Below are 15,613 nucleotides of genomic sequence, written 5' to 3'. Positions count from 1 at the left end.
CACCCATCCGAGCCCCGCGCTCGAGCCGTCCTGGAGTCACCTCATGGCCACCCTGCTCTACCGGATCGGACGTTTCGCGTTCGGTCGTCGAGGCGTCGTCGCGTCCGCCTGGTTCGTCCTGCTCGCCGTGCTGGGAGGCGTCCTGCTGACCCTCGGCACGTCGCCGACCTCGAGCGTCACGATCCCCGGCACCGAGTCGCAGCGTGCGCTCGAGGCCCTGGCCAAGGAGTTCCCGCAGGCCAGTGGCGCATCCGGCACCGTGGTCGTCCGGGCGCCCGAGGGCGAGACCGTCGTGGCCCCGTCCGCCAAGGCCGTCGTCGACGGGGTCGTGGCGCGCGCCGCGAACGTGCCCGGAGTCGTCGGCGCCCTGAGCCCCTTCGACACCAAGGCGATCAGCCCGGACGGGCGCTACGGCTTGGTCACCGTGCAGTTCGCGAAGACAGCCGACGAGCTGACCGCCGACCAGCGATCGGCCTACGAGGCCGTGGGCCGGGCCGCACCGGCCGGCTGGGCGGTCGCGGCGGGCGGTGAGCCCTTGCTCGCCACCCCGGAGATCGGCTCGACCGAGGGCATCGGCGTGCTCGTCGCCCTCGTCGTGCTCCTCATCACCTTCGGCTCCCTCGTCGCGGCCGGCATGACGATGGTCAACGCGCTCGTCGGCGTCGGGGTCGGCATGATCGGCCTGCTCATCGTCGGGCACGGCGTCGAGCTCTCCAGCGTCACGCCGGTGCTCGCCCTGATGCTCGGCCTCGCCGTCGGCATCGACTACTCGCTCTTCATCACCTCGCGCTTCCGGCACAACCTCGCCCTCGGCCTGGGACGCCAGGAGGCCGCCGGGCGAGCGGTCGGAACCGCGGGCACCGCCGTCGTCTTCGCCGGTCTCACCGTGATCATCGCCCTCGCCGGACTGTCGGTCGTGGGCATCCCGTTCCTCACCGCCATGGGGCTCGCGGCCGCCGGAACCGTGCTCGTGGCCGTCCTCGTGGCCGTCACGCTCCTCCCGGCCCTGCTCGGTTTCGCCGGCGACCGGGTGCTCTCCCGGCGCCAGCGCCGGACCGACCGCGACGATCGGGGGGAGCCGGCTGGGACCGACCTCGACGAGCAGGCCGGCAACCGCGGGTTCGCCTGGGGACGCTTCACCGTCCGCCACCGGGTCCCGGTGCTCGTCGCCGGCGTCGTGGTCCTCGGCGCAGTCGCGCTGCCCGCGGCCGACATGCGCCTCGCCCTGCCCGACGACGGCACAGCGCCGGTCACGAGCAGCAAGCGCATCGCCTACGACCTCATCTCCGAGGGCTTCGGCGAGGGCTTCAACGGCCGGCTCGTCATGGTTGTCCACGGCGGCACGCGGCAGCAGGTGCAGCAGGCCACGGCCGGCGCGGCGAAGGCCGCCTCGGTCCTCGGTGACGTGCTCGCCGTCGCCCCCGGACAGACCAGCGCGGACGGGCGCACGAGCCTCCTCGCCGTCATCCCGAAGTCGGGGCCCACAGCGGAGGCGACCTTCGACCTCGTGCGTGACCTGCGCTCACGGCTGGCTGCCACCTCCACCGCCACGGGCGCACAGATCTCCGTCACCGGTGTCACGGCCGTCGGCGTCGACGTCTCGGACAAGCTCGCATCGGCCTTGCCCGTCTACCTGCTCGTCGTCGTCGGGCTCGGCTTCGTGCTGCTCATGCTGATGTTCCGCTCGCTGCTCGTCCCGCTCAAGGCCACCCTCGGCTTCCTGCTGACGATCGGCGCTGCCTTCGGCGCGACCGTCGCGATCTTCCAGTGGGGCTGGCTGTCCTCGCTCGTCGGCCTCGACACCGCCGGGCCGCTCGTCAGCTTCCTGCCGATCCTGCTCATCGGCATCCTCTTCGGCCTTGCCATGGACTACGAGGTCTTCCTCGTCTCGCGGATGCGCGAGGACTTCGTGCGCGGCGACACCGCCCGCGACGCCGTCGTGGCCGGCGTGGGGCACGGCGCACGCGTTGTCGTGGCGGCGGCGCTGATCATGATGTCGGTCTTCGCCGGCTTCGTGCTCGTCGACGACCCGATCATCAAGTCGATGGGCTTCGCGCTGGCCTTCGGCGTCGCCGTCGACGCGTTCGTCGTGCGGCTCTCGCTCGTGCCCGCCGTCATGTCGTTCCTCGGCGACCGCGCCTGGTGGCTCCCGCGCTGGCTCGACCGGGCGATGCCCGACGTCGACATCGAGGGCGAGAGGCTGCGCCCCGTCCCCTCGGTGGCCGACGAGGTGCCGGTGGCGCCGCGCACCCAATGACGCCGATCCCGTATGCCGCGTGCGAGAGGGGGCGCGGCATGCGGGGTCGTCGACGTCAGCGGGTCGCAATGACGACGACGAAGGCCAGTGCTGCGGTGGCGAGGAGACCGGCCGCGCCCGCGGTGCGCGCAAGGGTCGCGCCCACCGTGGTGCCACCGGTGCCGGCGCGCACCAGCTGCAGCCCGTCGCGGTAGCGACGCCGGGCGCTCAGCGCGAGGTCGAGGCTCCACAGCAGGCCCAGGGCCGACACGGCATACCCGAGCGTGCCGAGGTGCGGCGGGAGCAGGCGAAGTCCCACGAGGGAGCCGATCGCGACCGACAGCGCCGTGCGCCGCCAGGCGAGCGAGGTGCGCTCGGCCTGCAGGCCCGGGTCGGGAAGTGGCTCGGAGGTCACAGCAGCAGGCCCACGATGACGGCCAGGGCCACGAGCCCGAGCAGCGCCGCGATCGGCAGCTTCAGCCCCGACGACGGCAGCGGGGCGAGGCGGCGCATGGCCCGCTCGGTGCGCACCCAGGAGAGCCACGCCTGCGCGGTCGCGGCCATCCCGGCCAGGACGAGCAGGACCGCGATCGTGGCGCGCAGCCACGCGGTCAAGGGCACCTGCAGCGCCTCCACGGCGAGCCCGGCCGCGACGAAGGCCAGGCCGGTGCGGATCCACGCCAGGAACGTGCGCTCGTTGGCCAGGCTGAAGCGGGGATCCGGGTCCTCGCCGTGGTCGAAGACGGAGCGGGGAAAGCGCCGGTCGGCCTCGGCCATCTGCGCCCCTTCCTCGTCGTCGGCGGCGACCACGCCCGGCGGCAGGGTCACGCACGATCATCCTCCCCCGCACCGCCGCCGGAGGGAGCTCAGAAGCCGGTGGGCTCGCGCGGCGTGTACGGCCCCTCCAGGGCCGCGACCTCGTCATCGGTGAGCCGGACGTCCAAGGCGGCGACGGCGTCGGCGAGGTGCTGCGCCTTCGTCGGTCCGACGATCGGGGCGCTGACGACCGGGTTGCGCAGCACCCAGGCCAGGGCCACCTGCGCCATCGGGATGCCGCGCGCCGTGGCCACCTGCTCGACCGCGTCGGCGATCGGCTTGTCGCGCTCGCTGAAGAGCGTCTGCCCGAAGGCGTCGCTGCCCGTGCGCTTCGTCTCGGTGCCCCACGGGCGCGCGAGGCGACCGCGGGCCAGCGGGCTCCAAGGCACCGCCCCGACGCCCTGGGCGGCGAGCAGCCCGAACATCTCGCGCTCCTCCTCACGCTGCATGAGGCTGTACTGGTCCTGCATCGACACGAAGCGGGTCCAGCCACCGAGGTCGGCCGCGTGCTGCATCGTCGCGAACTGCCACGCCCACATGGAGGAGGCGCCGAGATAGCGGGCCTTGCCGGCCTTGACGACGTCGTGCAGCGCCTCCATCGTCTCTTCGACCGGTGTCTCGGGGTCGAAGCGGTGGATCTGGTAGAGGTCGACGTAGTCGGTGCCGAGCCGGGTCAGCGAGGCGTCGATCTGCTCGAGGATCGCCCTGCGGGACAGGCCTGCTCCGCCGGGGCCGTCGTGCATCCGGCCGTGCACCTTGGTCGCGAGCACGACGTCCTCGCGGCGCGTGTAGGTGGTGATCGCACGACCGACGATCTCCTCGGACGAGCCGGCGCTGTAGACGTTGGCGGTGTCCCAGAAGGTGATGCCCGCCTCGACCGCCTGCCGGAAGAGCGGCTCACTTGCGGACTCGTCGAGCGACCAGGCGTGGTTGCCGCGGCTGCTGTCGCCGAAGCTCATGCAGCCGAGGGCGATCCTGCTGACGGTGAGGCCTGACTGGCCGAGACGGGTGTACTCCATGGTGGAGGTCCTTCCGGGGTGGGAGATCTCGGTGCGCGCAGTGGCGGGCGCGGCCGCCGCCTCGTTCCGTACCCCGCCGCTGCCTGCCTCGCGCAGGCAGACCGGCCCTGCGTAGGTTGGTCGCATGGCGACGAGCGCACCGACCCGCACCCTCAACGACGGCACGGACCTGCCGGCCGTCGGCTTCGGCACCTACCCGCTGACGGGGGAGGACGGCATACGCGCCATGGTGTCCGCGCTCGAGGCCGGCTACCGGCTGCTCGACACGGCCGTCAACTACGGCAACGAGTCCGAGGTCGGGGAGGCGATCCGCCGGTCGGGCGTGCCCCGCGACGAGCTCGTCGTGCAGACCAAGGTGCCGGGGCGCGACCACGCCCACGACCGGGCGGTCGCCTCGGTCGAGGGCTCGCTCGAGCGCCTGGGCCTCGAGCAGGTGGACGTCGCCCTGATCCACTGGCCCAACCCGAGCGTCGGCCTCTACGTCGAGGCCTACCGGGCGCTCGTGGAATGCCGTGGGCGCGGGCTCGTGCGGTCCGTGGGAGTCAGCAACTTCACCGAGCAGCACCTCGCCGAGGTCATCGAGGCAACGGGCGTCACGCCGGTGCTCAACCAGGTGGAGCTGCACCCGCTCTTCCCCCAGGAGCCGCTGCGGGCCGTGCACGAGCGGCTCGGGATCCTCACCCAGGCGTGGAGCCCGCTGGGCAAGCGCAGCGCACCGTTCGCGGCCGACCCCGTGGCTACCGCGGCCGAGTCGCACGGCGTCACGCCCGCGCAGGTGATCCTGCGCTGGCAGGTGCAGCTCGGCGTCGTGCCGCTGCCGAAGTCGTCGGACGCCGACCGGCAGCGCAGCAACCTCGACGTGTTCGGCTTCCAGCTGGGCGCCGACGAGATGTCTGCGATCACGGCTCTCGGCCGCGCCGACGGCCGCCTCTTCGGCGGCGACCCGGAGACCCACGAGGAGATGTGAGCGTGGGCCTCCCGGCTATGCCAGGAAGTCCCGCACGGCGGCCAGCTGAGCGGACTCGAGGCGGAACCAGGCCCAGCTGCCGCGCCGCTGCCGGGTCACGATGCCCGCGTCGACGAGCGTCTTGAGGTGATGGCTGACGGTCGGCTGCGAGACCTGCACCGCCTCCGTCATGTCGCAGACGCACGCCTCCTGGCCGGGAGAGGCGCTGATGATGCTGAGCAGCTGCAGCCGCACCGGGTCGGCGAGCGCCTTGAGCAGGGCGGCCCGGCGGTCCGCCTCCGAGCGGTCCAGAACCGGCACGGCGGGGGAGCCGCACTCGGAGAGCGCGGGCACCTGCTGCGGCGTGGTGCTCAACGTGGTCACGCCCATGGCTGCGCCCTCCGTCTCCCGGTATCGATGACGATCCATATTGACACAGGCTGATGCTGCTGCAACCCTTCGGGACATCGAGGAGCATCGACGCGAGTCGCCGCGTAGTGGCTCGTCCCAGTCGTCCGAGGGGTTCCGGTGAGTACGCCCATCAACACACCGCGCAGCGCGCCCAGCAGCACCCCGTCCGTGGGTGGGCGCCCGCCCGCCGGCCCGGGTGACCGTCCCGCCTCGGTCACCGCGCAGCTTTCGACGCTCGACCGGTTCCTGCCCGCGTGGATCGGTCTCGCGATGGTGGCCGGACTGCTGCTCGGCCGCATCGTGCCGCGCCTCGGCGACGCACTCTCCCGCGTCGAGGTCGACGGGGTCTCGCTCCCGATCGCCCTCGGGCTGCTCGTGATGATGTATCCCGTGCTGGCCAAGGTCCGATACGACCGGCTCGACTCCGTGGCGGGCGACAAGAGGCTGCTCGTCAGCTCGCTCGTGCTCAACTGGCTCGTCGGACCGGCGCTGATGTTCGCCCTCGCCTGGATCTTCCTCCCCGACCTGCCCGCCTACCGCACCGGCCTGATCATCGTGGGGCTCGCCCGCTGCATCGCCATGGTCATCATCTGGAACGACCTGGCATGCGGCCACCGGGAGGCTGCCGCGGTGCTCGTCGCCCTCAACTCCGTCTTCCAGGTCTTCGCCTTCGCGGGCCTCGGCTGGTTCTACCTGTCGGTCCTGCCCGGCTGGCTCGGCCTCGCGCAGACGGGCATCGACGCGTCGACGTGGGACATCGCCCGGTCGGTCCTGGTCTTCCTCGGCGTGCCCCTCGTGGCGGGCTACCTCTCGCGGCGCATCGGGGAGCGCCGGCGTGGGCGTGCCTGGTACGAAGGCACCTTCCTTCCCCGCATCGGACCCTCGGCGCTCTACGGACTGCTCTTCACGATCGTCGTCCTCTTCGCCCTGCAGGGCGCGGCCATCACCTCCCGGCCGCTCGACGTGGCGCGGATCGCGCTGCCCCTGCTCCTCTACTTCATCGTCATGTGGGGCGGCGGCTTCGCCCTCGGCGGGGGCCTGGGCCTCGGCTACCAGCGCACGACCACGCTCGCCTTCACCGCAGCGGGCAACAACTTCGAGCTCGCCATCGCCGTCGCCATCGCCACCTTCGGCGCGGCGTCGGGCCAGGCGCTCGCCGGCGTGGTCGGCCCTCTCATCGAGGTGCCCGCACTCGTCGCGCTCGTCTACGTCAGCCTCGCCCTGCGGCGACGCTTCGCCGGCACCGACGACGGTCGGCGCGTCCAGCGGGCCACCACAGAGGCCCTCCGATGACCGACCGCCCCACCGTGCTGTTCGTCTGCGTCCACAACGCCGGCCGCTCGCAGATGGCGGCCGCCTACCTCGCCCACCTCGCGGGTGGCGCGGTGGAGGTCTGGTCGGCCGGGTCCGCCCCGGCGGACCGGGTCAACCCCTCCGCCGTCGCGGCGATGGCGGAGGAAGGCATCGACATCGCCGCCGAGTTCCCGAAGGTGCTGACCACCGAAGCCGTACGCGAGTCCGACGTCGTCGTCACGATGGGCTGCGGCGACACCTGCCCCATCTGCCCCGGCAAACGCTACGAGGACTGGGAGCTCGACGACCCGGCCGGCCAGGCACTCGAGGCGGTGCGGCCGATCCGCGACGAGATCCACCGCCGGGTTGTCGCCCTGCTGGAGTCGCTCGGCGTGGAGCCCGCCACCCCCTGACCGGATGGCGGCGGTCGGTGCGCGCCGACGGCATACGCCAGCAGGTGGACGGTTCAGGGCGAGGAATCCCAACCACCCATGCCGCGGGAATCCCGGCGGTACCGTGAAGTCGGGACATTCGCCAGGCCACGAGGACGAGTGGTCGCGGAGCTCGCCCCGCGCTGTCGCAGGCATCTCCCTCCTCCCGAAAGTGCCCGTGATGAACCCTCCAGCACTACGCGCCTGCATCCGAGCGACGGCCGAACACCGTCCGGTCCAGGGGCGACAAGCCGGCACCGGGCAGCGAGGCTGAAGAGCGTGCACTCGGGAACAGTCGACCCGTCCGGTGACCCGGTCCCCGTCAGCGCCCAGCTGCACCCGGTTGCGCGGCCGGCCGACCGTGCCCCGAACGAACGCGGCCCGGCCGAACGTCGCCCGGCGGGGTACCGGTCGCCCAAGCACCGGGCGCCAGGGGTGGCCCTGCGTACCGTCAGGCGTGCGACGACACCGGCCCCGCGCGCTCTCCTGTCGGCCAGCGAGCGCGGCAGCGGGACCCTCGTGCTCGTCGCCGGCTCGGTCGGCACGGGCAAGACGACTCTGCTCGCTGACTGGGCCGCCGAGCTGGTCGAGCGGGGCGAGCTCGTGGGATGGGCCGCCCTCGACCGTGAGGACAACGACCCCCAGGTCATGGCCGAGACCCTGCTGGGGGCCCTGCGAGCGGCCGTCGGTGACGTCCTGCCCGCAACCGAGGACGAGAGCGAACCGATCGGTCCCGGTCGTGCGTTCGTCGGGCGACTCACCGAGCTCGCTGCCGGGACGGGCCTCGAGACGTGGCTGGTGCTCGACGACCTGCACCTGGTGCGCGACCCGCGGTGCCTCGAGCTGGCGGCGCGCCTCGTGCGCTGGGCGCCGCCCCACCTGCACGTCATCGTCGGCACGCGCGCCGACCCGGGGCTGCACCTCGACCGCCTCCGGCTCGAGGAGCGCCTGGTGGAGGTGCGCGAGCACCAGCTGAGGTTCTCCATCGACGACACGCGTGAGCTGCTCCTGCGCCACGGCCTCGCGCTCGACGACAACCAGCTGCAACAGCTGCAGCAGCTCACCGAGGGATGGGCTGCCGGGGTGGCACTCGCGGCCGTGTCCCTGGCACAGGGGCGCGACACCGACGACTTCCTGCGGGAGTTCGCCCGCAGTCACCGCGCCATGTCGGGCTACCTCGTGGAGGAGGTCCTCGCCGGCCTGGACGAGCCCACCCGCGATTTCCTCCTCGTCACCTCGGTGCTCGAGGACCTGACCGCAGACCTCGCCGCTGCCGTCACGGGTCGCGACGACGCCGGCTCGCTGCTCGACTCACTCTCTGCCGACAACGCGATGGTGTCGGCCGACCGGGTGGGCACGCCGACCTACCGTTACCACGTGCTGCTCCGCAGCTATCTCGGCGCGATGCTCGAGGCGCGCAGCCTGCGCCGCGCGCGCGAGGTCCACGCGCGGGCCGCCCAGTGGTATGCCGCCCACCGGGCCCCCGGTCAGGCTTTGCGGCACGCCGAGGCTGCCGGTGACCTCGACCTCGTGAGCGACGTCATCCACCACCACGCCCTGCACCTGCTGCTCGACGGCCGGGCCGCCGACGTCGAGGCGGCTGTGCGGGCGGTGGACGGCGATGGCGCAGTGATGACCGCGGTCGGGGCCCTGGCGAGCCTCGACCTCTCGGACGCGGCGGCCGCCCGGGCGCAGCTGTCCCGGGTCGCCAGGAGGGCTGCAGACGTGCGGCCACGCAGCCAGGAGGAGCAGGACCACGGCCTGCCGCTCGACCGGCTGGTGACGGTTGCCCTGCGCTGGCTCTCGTTCACGGACGGCGGTCACGAACAGTCCCTGCTCCCGGCGGGACTGACGGCGGCCGTCGGGGCGGAGACGCCGACTGGCGATGTGGACCGCTCGGCTCGGGGCTCCCTGTCACACGCCGAGTCCGACCTTGCCCTGCTCGACGACCTGACGAGCGGCAAGGTGCTGATGGGGGCGGGCCGGTTCGACGAGGCTCGGACGGCCTTCGGCGCCGCGCTGAGCGCGGCACGCACCTCAGGTCACCTCCTTCCGGCGTTGCAGGCCATGGTCGGGCTTGCCTCCGTGGCTTCGACGCGTGAGGATCTCGTCGAGATGACCGCCTGGTCCGAACGCGTCCTGGCGGAGTCGCAGGGCACGCCCTGGGTGCTCTCGCCCCGGCTGCTCCCCGCCCACGTCTTCGCCGGCTGGGGTGCCTTCTACGAGCTCGACGACAAGCTCGCGCGCGAGCGGAACCGGGTGGCGCTCGTCGTGGTCGCCGCGGCGGCGGGTGCGGGGCCGGTCGACTCCTCGCAGGCGACCGGCGGCGCGTCCGGCGACCACACGGACGCCGTCGCCGACACGTCGACCGCCGGGCGCGGGCTCGAACAGCTGGCGCGGCTCGCCCGGCTGCTCGAGGCCCAGCTCGACCTCGAGCAGGCCGGAGACCAGCCCGGAGTCCGGCGCGAGATCACCACACGGGTCATGGCCGGGACCCGGGAAACCCTCGGCTACTCGATGACCCCTGAGATGGCACTGGGCGAGCTGTCCCAGGCGCACCGCATCGTCCTGCTGGCGGGGCTGCCACGACTGGCGGCGGAGATCGAGGACCTGTGCGCCGGGCTGCCGCGGAGCGAGGCCGAGACGAGCGCCATGGCGGGCGTGCGGCACCTGCGCTCCGGCGATGACGTCGCTGCTCGGGCGGCTGCAGCGCCGCTCGTGGCCGGCGACCCGGGAGCGATGTCCCTGCGCGCAGCCGTCACCGCACACCTCGTCGTGGCGGTGGTCGCCCACCGCAACGGCCAGCCCACCGTGGCCCACGAGGAGTTGGTCAGAGCTCTCGGCCTGGCAGCCTCCCAGGGAGCTGCACGGATGGTCCTGGAGGTGGCCCCCGACGTCATGGACCTGCTCTCTGCCGGTGTGGGCCGGTTCGGCGCCCTTGAACCTTTCGTGGCCAGGTTGCTCGCACGACCGCGAGACGTGGCACAGAGCACCACCGGGGACCTGCTGGACGTGGCCCTCAGCCACCGCGAGCTGAGCCTGCTGCGTGAGCTGCCCTCGCTCCTGACGGTCGCCGAGATCGCCGTCGCTCGCGCCGTCAGCCGCAACACGGTGAAGACCCAGATGCGGTCGGTCTTCCAGAAGCTGGGAGTGGGCTCCAGACGCGAGGCTGTGGCCGCCGGGCGTCGCCTCGGGCTGCTCTAGGTGGGGTCGCGACCGCTCACCCGAGGGGGGTGACGACGACTGCAAGGCCGAGCGGGACGATCGGTGCAGGAGCAACCGGCATCGACCCGAAAGGGGCCGTCGTGCGCTACGAGTTCATCCTGGCGGAGCAGATTCCCGAGGTCGCCCACGCGGCCTTTCCCGACCTCACGGTGTGCACCCTCGAGATCGGTGCGACCGGCTCTGTCATGTACGGCGTCGTTCAGGACCCACCACACCTGCACGGAATTCTGGACCGCTTCCAGGACCTCGGCTTCACCCTGCTCGAGCTGCGGCGCCTGCCCGACTGAGTTCGACGGCCTGAGCTCCGGGTCGGAGGTAGGAGCTTCAGCGCCGGTCGAGCGAGCCGGTCTCGACGACCTCGGCGGCCAGCTCGTAGAGCTTGACGTTGCGCGACATGCTGGCACGGCGCAGCTGCTCGAACGCCTGCTCACGCGTCACCCGGTGAAGCGCCATGAGGATGCCGACGGCCGCCCCGATGTCGCGGCTGTGGGACAGAGCGGCCTCGAGCTGGATCGCTCGCGACTCCGCGGCGTCGAGCCGCGTCAGCGCATCGAGCAGGTAGGACTCGACGGGCGTGAGCTGCTCCTGACCGAGCACGCCCGACGCGAAGGCGGAGTTGACCCCGTCTCGGGACGAGCTGCCCACCACGACGTGTGGCTCCATGGGAACTCCTACTGGTACCGGGTCACCAGCCTCGGCTCGACCACGACCGGTGCCTGACCAGCCTAGACGACCGCGTGCGCGGACGGGGCCTTTGCCCTGGCGCACAGCGAAACGGCACCCGCTCGGGGGATCGGGTGCCGCTTCACTGACACCATCGCGAACCGCGGCGATCCGTTACAACGGCCGAAACACAGACGGCCGAAACACAGCGTCGCTGCCGGGTGTGGGGTCGTATGCCGTCACCGCCCTTCACCGGGCAGCGACGGATCCGCTCGGTGCTGGGAGCCGTAGACGGCGGCCTGGGTGCGGCGCTCGAAGCCCAGCTTGGCCAAGAGCCCCGACACGTAGTTCTTGACGGTCTTCTCGGCGAGGTGGAGGTGGTCACCGATCTGCCGGTTCGTCAGACCCTCCGCGATGAGGGTGAGGATCTCCTGCTCGCGCTCTGTCAGGCCGTCGGCACGCAGTCCCTGGCTCGTGCCTGTCGAGTCCGACTCGGGTCGGCGGAGGCGCTCGAGCAGCCGTTCCACGAGGGCGGGGTCGACCAGTGAGTGCCCCGCGGCCACGTGCTCGAGGGCCTCCGTCAGCGAGGGCCCTCGGATCTGCTTGAGCAGGTAGCCGGAGGCCCCGGCCATGACAGCCGCGAAGAGCGCGTCGTCGTCGTCGTAGGAGGTGAGGATCAGGCACCGGGTCAATGGGCTGCTCTCGTGGACGCTGCGACAGACGTCGATCCCGCTCCCATCGGGCAGGCGCGCGTCGAGCAGTGCCACCTGGGGTGCCAGGGTGGGGATGCGGCGCAGCGCCTCGGCCACCGTGCCGGCCTCACCGACGACGCGGAAGCCACCGTGCGACTCGAGCAGGTCGATCAGCCCGCGCCGCACGATCTCGTGGTCGTCGAGCAGGAAGACCGTGATCTGCGGCGGCCGACCGCCGGCGTTCACTCGGTCGCGAGGGCGGTCCATCTCAGCACCGTCTCCCTGTCGTCCGTCCTGAGCACACAGTCGCCGTGCCGCGCGCGGGCGCGTGCCGCGAGGTTGTCCAGCCCGCGGTGCCGACGCATCAGCAGTGGCTCGGGACTTGCGACGAGCCGCTGCCGCGCGAGGGGGCCGTTGTCCGTGACCTCCACCGTCACCGAGCGCGCGCTGACGGCGACGCGTACGTCCACCGCAGAGCAGCCGGCATGCTTGACGACGTTGGTCAACGCCTCGCGCAGGACGGCCGTCACGTCGTGGAGCAGGGTCGGACCGAGGACGGAGGCGACCGGTCCCTCGAGCCGCAGGGTCGGCTCGAAGCCCAGCCCTCCTGTCGACGCCGTCACGACGTCGACCAGCGCGCTGCGGGCGTCGGGGGACGACGGGGGCTGCAGCTCGAAGATCGAGGCCCGGATGCTGCGGATCGTCTCGTCGAGGTCCTCGACGGTGCGGCCGAGCGCCTCACGCAGCGCTGCATCCCCGGCACGCCGGCTGACCGCCTCGAGCGTGAGACCGGCCGCGAAGATCCGCTGGATGACGTGGTCGTGCAGGTCACGGGCGATCCGGTGCCGGTCCTCGAGAACCGCGAGGCGCTCCTCGTCCACCCGTCCGTCTGCGAGCTCCAGGGCGAGCGCGGCGTGGGTGGCGAGCTGTTCGGCCATCTCTAGGTCGGACGCGGTGAAGGCGCGCCCGCCGGGGTGTCGCACCGCGACGATCGCCCCGCGCACGCCGGCGTCGGCGACGAGGGGGCACGCCATTGCGGGACCGTAGGGCCCCACCCCGGCGACCCGGCTCAACGGCTCCTCCGCCTGGTCGGGCTCGTTCGCGAGCACGGCGTGTCGCTCGCGCATCGCGAGGCCGGCGAGCGAGGTGTCGGCGTCGTAGGTGGCCCCCACGAGCCCCCGGGCCCCCGGCCCGCGAGCCACCTCGACGACGAGACGCTGGCCGGGCCGTGGCGGCGACCCGGCCGGCCCGCCACTGTCGGCTCGGGACTTCTCGCTCGGGAAGTCGATGGTCACCAGGTCGGCGTCCGCAAGGCGCAGCACGGCGTCGGCGATGCGCACCAGAACGTCGTCCCCGAGACCCGGCCGCAACAGGTCGCGGCTGATCTCGGCCGACGCGTGCAGCCATTCCTGCCTCAGGCGCGACTCCTCGTAGAGGCGGGCGTTCTCGATCGCGACACCGGCGTTCGCAGCCAGGGCGACGACGAGGTCCTCGTCGTCCGCGGTGAAGTCGGATCCGTCGACCCGGTCGGCGAGGTAGAGGTTGCCGAAGACCTCGCCTCTCGAGCGCACGGGCACCCCGAGGAAACCTCTCATCGGGGGGTGTCCGGCAGGGAAGCCGATCGAACGGGGGTCGTCGCTGATCGTGTGGAGCCGGATCGGCTCCGGATGGTCGACGAGCGTCCCCAGGACTCCGGCGCCCGTCGGGGGCTTCCCGATCCGCGCCACGGTCGCCGGGTCCAATCCAGAGTGGACGAACTCCTCCAGGCGGCCGTCCGCGCCGATGACCCCCAGGGCCGCGTACCGGGCGCCCGCCACGGCGCGCGCCGCATCGACGATACGTCGTAGAACAGCCGAAAGCGCCAGCTCCGAGACGACCGACCGGTTGGCCGCGAGCAGTCTCCGGAGGCGGTCTTCCGCGGAACCGACAGAACCCGCTGGGAACGTGGCGCGCTCGGCCATCAGCGGTCCGTCGTCTTCGGCGGAGCTGGGGTGAGGGGAGCCGTGGCGCTCGTCCACGTCATGGCTCCAAGGCTAGGCCGGCACGGTGCCGCCCGGGGGCCGTTGACCAGGAGAGGGCCGACCGGCGGCTCAGCGTGGACTCCGGCGCGCGGCCTGCGGCACCTGCTGCGACCCGAAGGAGCGCCCGGTGATCCGCTCGACACCGATGGCGATGAAGACGTTGCGCACCCCGCCGGCCCAGGGCTCGGCGCCCTCCACCGTCCAGAGGTGCGTCAGCAGGGCAGGTGACGCGACCGCCTGGGCGCGCCCGTGGACGATGACGCTCCAGCCCGTGCGGCGCCCCGAGTCGAGGTCGTCGACCTCGAAGACGACCTGGGCCGGGCGCACCAGCTCCGAGAGCACCCCGAACGGTGACGTGCGGAAGACGATGAGCTCGGCCACCACCGCGTAGCTGACCGGGAAGATCTGTGGGCCGTGGCCGGCGTTCCACCCGATGCGCCCGATGTCGCGGGACTCGAGCAGTGCCTGGCACTCCGCCGCCGTGAGGTCGGTGTAGTTGATCCGTCGGTTGCTCCGCTGGCCGGGTGGGCGTTCGTTCGCGCGAGGCTGGACGGAGTGGTCGGAGTTGGTCATGTCACGCCTCCGCGGGTGGACCCCGAGTGAGTGGGGCGCCGGTGCACGCCCCGGCCCGAGGTGGTCTCGACCTGGCGGCCCAGCTCGACGGCCGAGAGCTGGCGGGGTTCGGGCGCGGCCGCCCGGAGCATCGCGCGGCATCGCTCCAGCTCGGCGCGCACGCGGAGCAGCTCCAGGCGTACGTCGAGGAAGTAGGCCAGGTGGTTGCCGACGCTGCGCGCCCACGCGTCGACGGCTCGCCAGTCGGCCGCCCACGTCATCGGGATGGTCGACTGGCCCTGGCGGGCCTGCGACTGACCGCCGGAGCGCCGGTCGGCGTGCGCCGCCGTGTGCCGCGGTGCGCGCGGCACCGGTGAGGACTTCGCGTCGAACCGGTGGTTCACCTGAAGACGGTTGACCTCCACGACGAGGTCGAAGTCCTCGGTGCCCGGTGTGGCGACCGACGGACGGCAGGTGACGCGGTGGCCGGCGTTGGTCAGCTCGTCGGGGATCGCGGCAGCGATCGCCTCGTCGACACCGGCCGTGACCCCTGCGACCGGCTCGTCCGGCCCGGGCGGGGTCGAGTAGGTGATGAGAACGGTGCACATGTGCTCTCCCTGGTCCCACGCCGTCGGGTGCGGCGCTCCGTCGATCGTGCGCGCCGGCGTCCCCGCCCTGACACGGTCGAAGGTCGCCGGTCGTGGGACCAAGGTCCCGGAACGGACAGGACCGCTGCATCTGCCGCTCGGCGAGGCGCCACGTCAGACTGGAAACAGAGGTGAGCACCATGGACGAGACCACCCGACCCGTATCAACGCCAACGTCATCGCAAGCGGCATCGGGCCCAGCCGGCGCAGAGGCGCCTGGGCGGATCGTCGTGGGCGTGGACGGCTCCAAGGAGAGCCGCCTCGCGTTGCGGTGGGCCTGTACAGAGGCGCGGGCCCGAGGGGCCACGGTCGTGGCCCTCTCGGTGTGGCACCTCTATCCTGTGGCTCCACCGGAGCAGGTCGGTGCCTCACCCTGGTGGTTCACCGCCGACCCGGGAGAGGCCACGCGCTCCTTCCTGCGGGACGTCGTGCAGGAGGTCTCCGCGGACTTCCCGGACGTCACGATCGAGCAGCAGGTGCGCTCGGGTCACGCTGCGGAGCAGCTCGTCGAGCTGTCGGCCTCCGCCGATGCCGTCGTCATGGGCGCCACCGGGAGCGGCGGCTTCGTCGGTATGCGGCTGGGATCGACGAGCCGTGCCGTCCTCGAGCACGCGCTGTGCACCGTGGTCGTCGCCCGCTGACGACGTCCCGGCGGTTCGAG

General features: G+C 72.4%; 16 protein-coding genes. 7 read left to right on the top strand and 9 right to left on the bottom strand.

All coding sequences use genetic code 11. The annotated features are described in order from the left end of the window. The first annotated feature begins 43 nt into the window (after window positions 1-43). A complete protein-coding gene (locus AC3WRT_RS04580; protein WP_492719619.1) occupies window positions 44-2,257 on the top strand; it encodes an MMPL family transporter in 2,214 nt (737 codons plus the stop codon). 55 nt (window positions 2,258-2,312) lie between these two features. Here the strand turns inward: AC3WRT_RS04580 and AC3WRT_RS04575 are convergent, their stop codons facing one another. Genes AC3WRT_RS04575 through AC3WRT_RS04565 form a run of 3 tightly spaced genes read right to left on the bottom strand, consistent with a single transcriptional unit; the run spans window position 2,313 to window position 4,071 of the window. Further along, entirely contained in the window at window positions 2,313-2,651 is a 339-nt protein-coding gene (locus AC3WRT_RS04575) for a DUF202 domain-containing protein (protein ID WP_492719617.1), read from the bottom strand. Then, a complete protein-coding gene (locus AC3WRT_RS04570) occupies window positions 2,648-3,064 on the bottom strand; it encodes a YidH family protein (protein ID WP_492719615.1) in 417 nt (138 codons plus the stop codon). Before AC3WRT_RS04570 ends, AC3WRT_RS04575 begins: the two co-directional genes overlap by 4 nt. 38 nt (window positions 3,065-3,102) lie before the next feature. Further along, window positions 3,103-4,071 carry an aldo/keto reductase gene (locus AC3WRT_RS04565; protein WP_492719613.1) on the bottom strand — a complete coding sequence of 323 codons (969 nt, stop codon included), beginning with the start codon at window positions 4,069-4,071 and terminating at the stop codon, window positions 3,103-3,105. Window positions 4,072-4,195: 124 nt separating this feature from the next. Between AC3WRT_RS04565 and AC3WRT_RS04560 the strand changes: the two genes are divergently transcribed. Then, a complete protein-coding gene (locus AC3WRT_RS04560; protein ID WP_492719610.1) occupies window positions 4,196-5,038 on the top strand; it encodes an aldo/keto reductase in 843 nt (280 codons plus the stop codon). A 15-nt stretch (window positions 5,039-5,053) separates the two neighbouring features. Here AC3WRT_RS04560 and AC3WRT_RS04555 read toward each other — a convergent pair whose 3' ends face one another. Continuing rightward, window positions 5,054-5,407 (bottom strand): ArsR/SmtB family transcription factor, encoded by a 354-nt coding sequence (locus tag AC3WRT_RS04555; protein ID WP_492719607.1) that lies wholly within the window; start codon window positions 5,405-5,407, stop codon window positions 5,054-5,056. Window positions 5,408-5,596: 189 nt separating this feature from the next. Here AC3WRT_RS04555 and arsB point away from each other — a divergent pair, with 189 nt between their 5' ends. From arsB to AC3WRT_RS04535, 4 genes are all read left to right on the top strand, one after another. Beyond that, window positions 5,597-6,721 carry an ACR3 family arsenite efflux transporter gene (gene arsB, locus AC3WRT_RS04550; protein ID WP_492719682.1) on the top strand — a complete coding sequence of 375 codons (1,125 nt, stop codon included), beginning with the start codon at window positions 5,597-5,599 and terminating at the stop codon, window positions 6,719-6,721. Further along, window positions 6,718-7,134, top strand: a complete 417-nt coding sequence (locus tag AC3WRT_RS04545; RefSeq protein WP_492719605.1) for an arsenate reductase ArsC — start codon at window positions 6,718-6,720, stop codon at window positions 7,132-7,134. The genes arsB and AC3WRT_RS04545 overlap by 4 nt, the downstream gene beginning before the upstream one ends. A 297-nt stretch (window positions 7,135-7,431) precedes the next feature. Then, window positions 7,432-10,356 (top strand): winged helix-turn-helix domain-containing protein, encoded by a 2,925-nt coding sequence (locus AC3WRT_RS04540; protein WP_492719603.1) that lies wholly within the window; start codon window positions 7,432-7,434, stop codon window positions 10,354-10,356. 29 nt (window positions 10,357-10,385) lie between these two features. Continuing rightward, window positions 10,386-10,664 (top strand): DUF8691 family protein, encoded by a 279-nt coding sequence (locus tag AC3WRT_RS04535; RefSeq protein WP_492719599.1) that lies wholly within the window; start codon window positions 10,386-10,388, stop codon window positions 10,662-10,664. Between the two features lie 37 nt (window positions 10,665-10,701). On the opposite strand, the gene AC3WRT_RS04530 is transcribed toward AC3WRT_RS04535, so the two are convergent. The 5 genes from AC3WRT_RS04530 to AC3WRT_RS04510 all read right to left on the bottom strand — a co-directional run bounded on the left by AC3WRT_RS04530 (window position 10,702) and on the right by AC3WRT_RS04510 (window position 14,913). Further along, on the bottom strand, window positions 10,702-11,040 hold the full coding sequence (locus tag AC3WRT_RS04530) for an ANTAR domain-containing protein (protein ID WP_492719595.1): 339 nt from the start codon (window positions 11,038-11,040) through the stop codon (window positions 10,702-10,704). A 239-nt stretch (window positions 11,041-11,279) separates the two neighbouring features. Further along, window positions 11,280-11,999 (bottom strand): response regulator, encoded by a 720-nt coding sequence (locus AC3WRT_RS04525; protein WP_492719593.1) that lies wholly within the window; start codon window positions 11,997-11,999, stop codon window positions 11,280-11,282. Continuing rightward, window positions 11,975-13,750: a sensor histidine kinase gene (locus AC3WRT_RS04520; protein WP_492719591.1), complete on the bottom strand. Its 1,776-nt coding sequence runs from the start codon at window positions 13,748-13,750 to the stop codon at window positions 11,975-11,977. Before AC3WRT_RS04520 ends, AC3WRT_RS04525 begins: the two co-directional genes overlap by 25 nt. A 72-nt stretch (window positions 13,751-13,822) precedes the next feature. Further along, window positions 13,823-14,326, bottom strand: coding sequence for a pyridoxamine 5'-phosphate oxidase family protein (locus AC3WRT_RS04515; protein WP_492719589.1), 504 nt, complete (start codon window positions 14,324-14,326; stop codon window positions 13,823-13,825). Continuing rightward, on the bottom strand, window positions 14,323-14,913 hold the full coding sequence (locus tag AC3WRT_RS04510; protein ID WP_492719587.1) for a hypothetical protein: 591 nt from the start codon (window positions 14,911-14,913) through the stop codon (window positions 14,323-14,325). Before AC3WRT_RS04510 ends, AC3WRT_RS04515 begins: the two co-directional genes overlap by 4 nt. A 179-nt stretch (window positions 14,914-15,092) precedes the next feature. On the opposite strand from AC3WRT_RS04510, the gene AC3WRT_RS04505 reads away from it, so the two are divergent. Further along, window positions 15,093-15,593, top strand: a complete 501-nt coding sequence (locus AC3WRT_RS04505; protein ID WP_492719585.1) for a universal stress protein — start codon at window positions 15,093-15,095, stop codon at window positions 15,591-15,593. The last annotated feature ends 20 nt before the right edge of the window (window positions 15,594-15,613 follow it).

The sequence above is a fragment of the Terrabacter sp. FW104-15G4B genome, from assembly GCF_058790095.1.
Note: the sequence above shows the minus strand (reverse complement) of the source record. Positions and strands in the feature narration are given on the sequence as shown.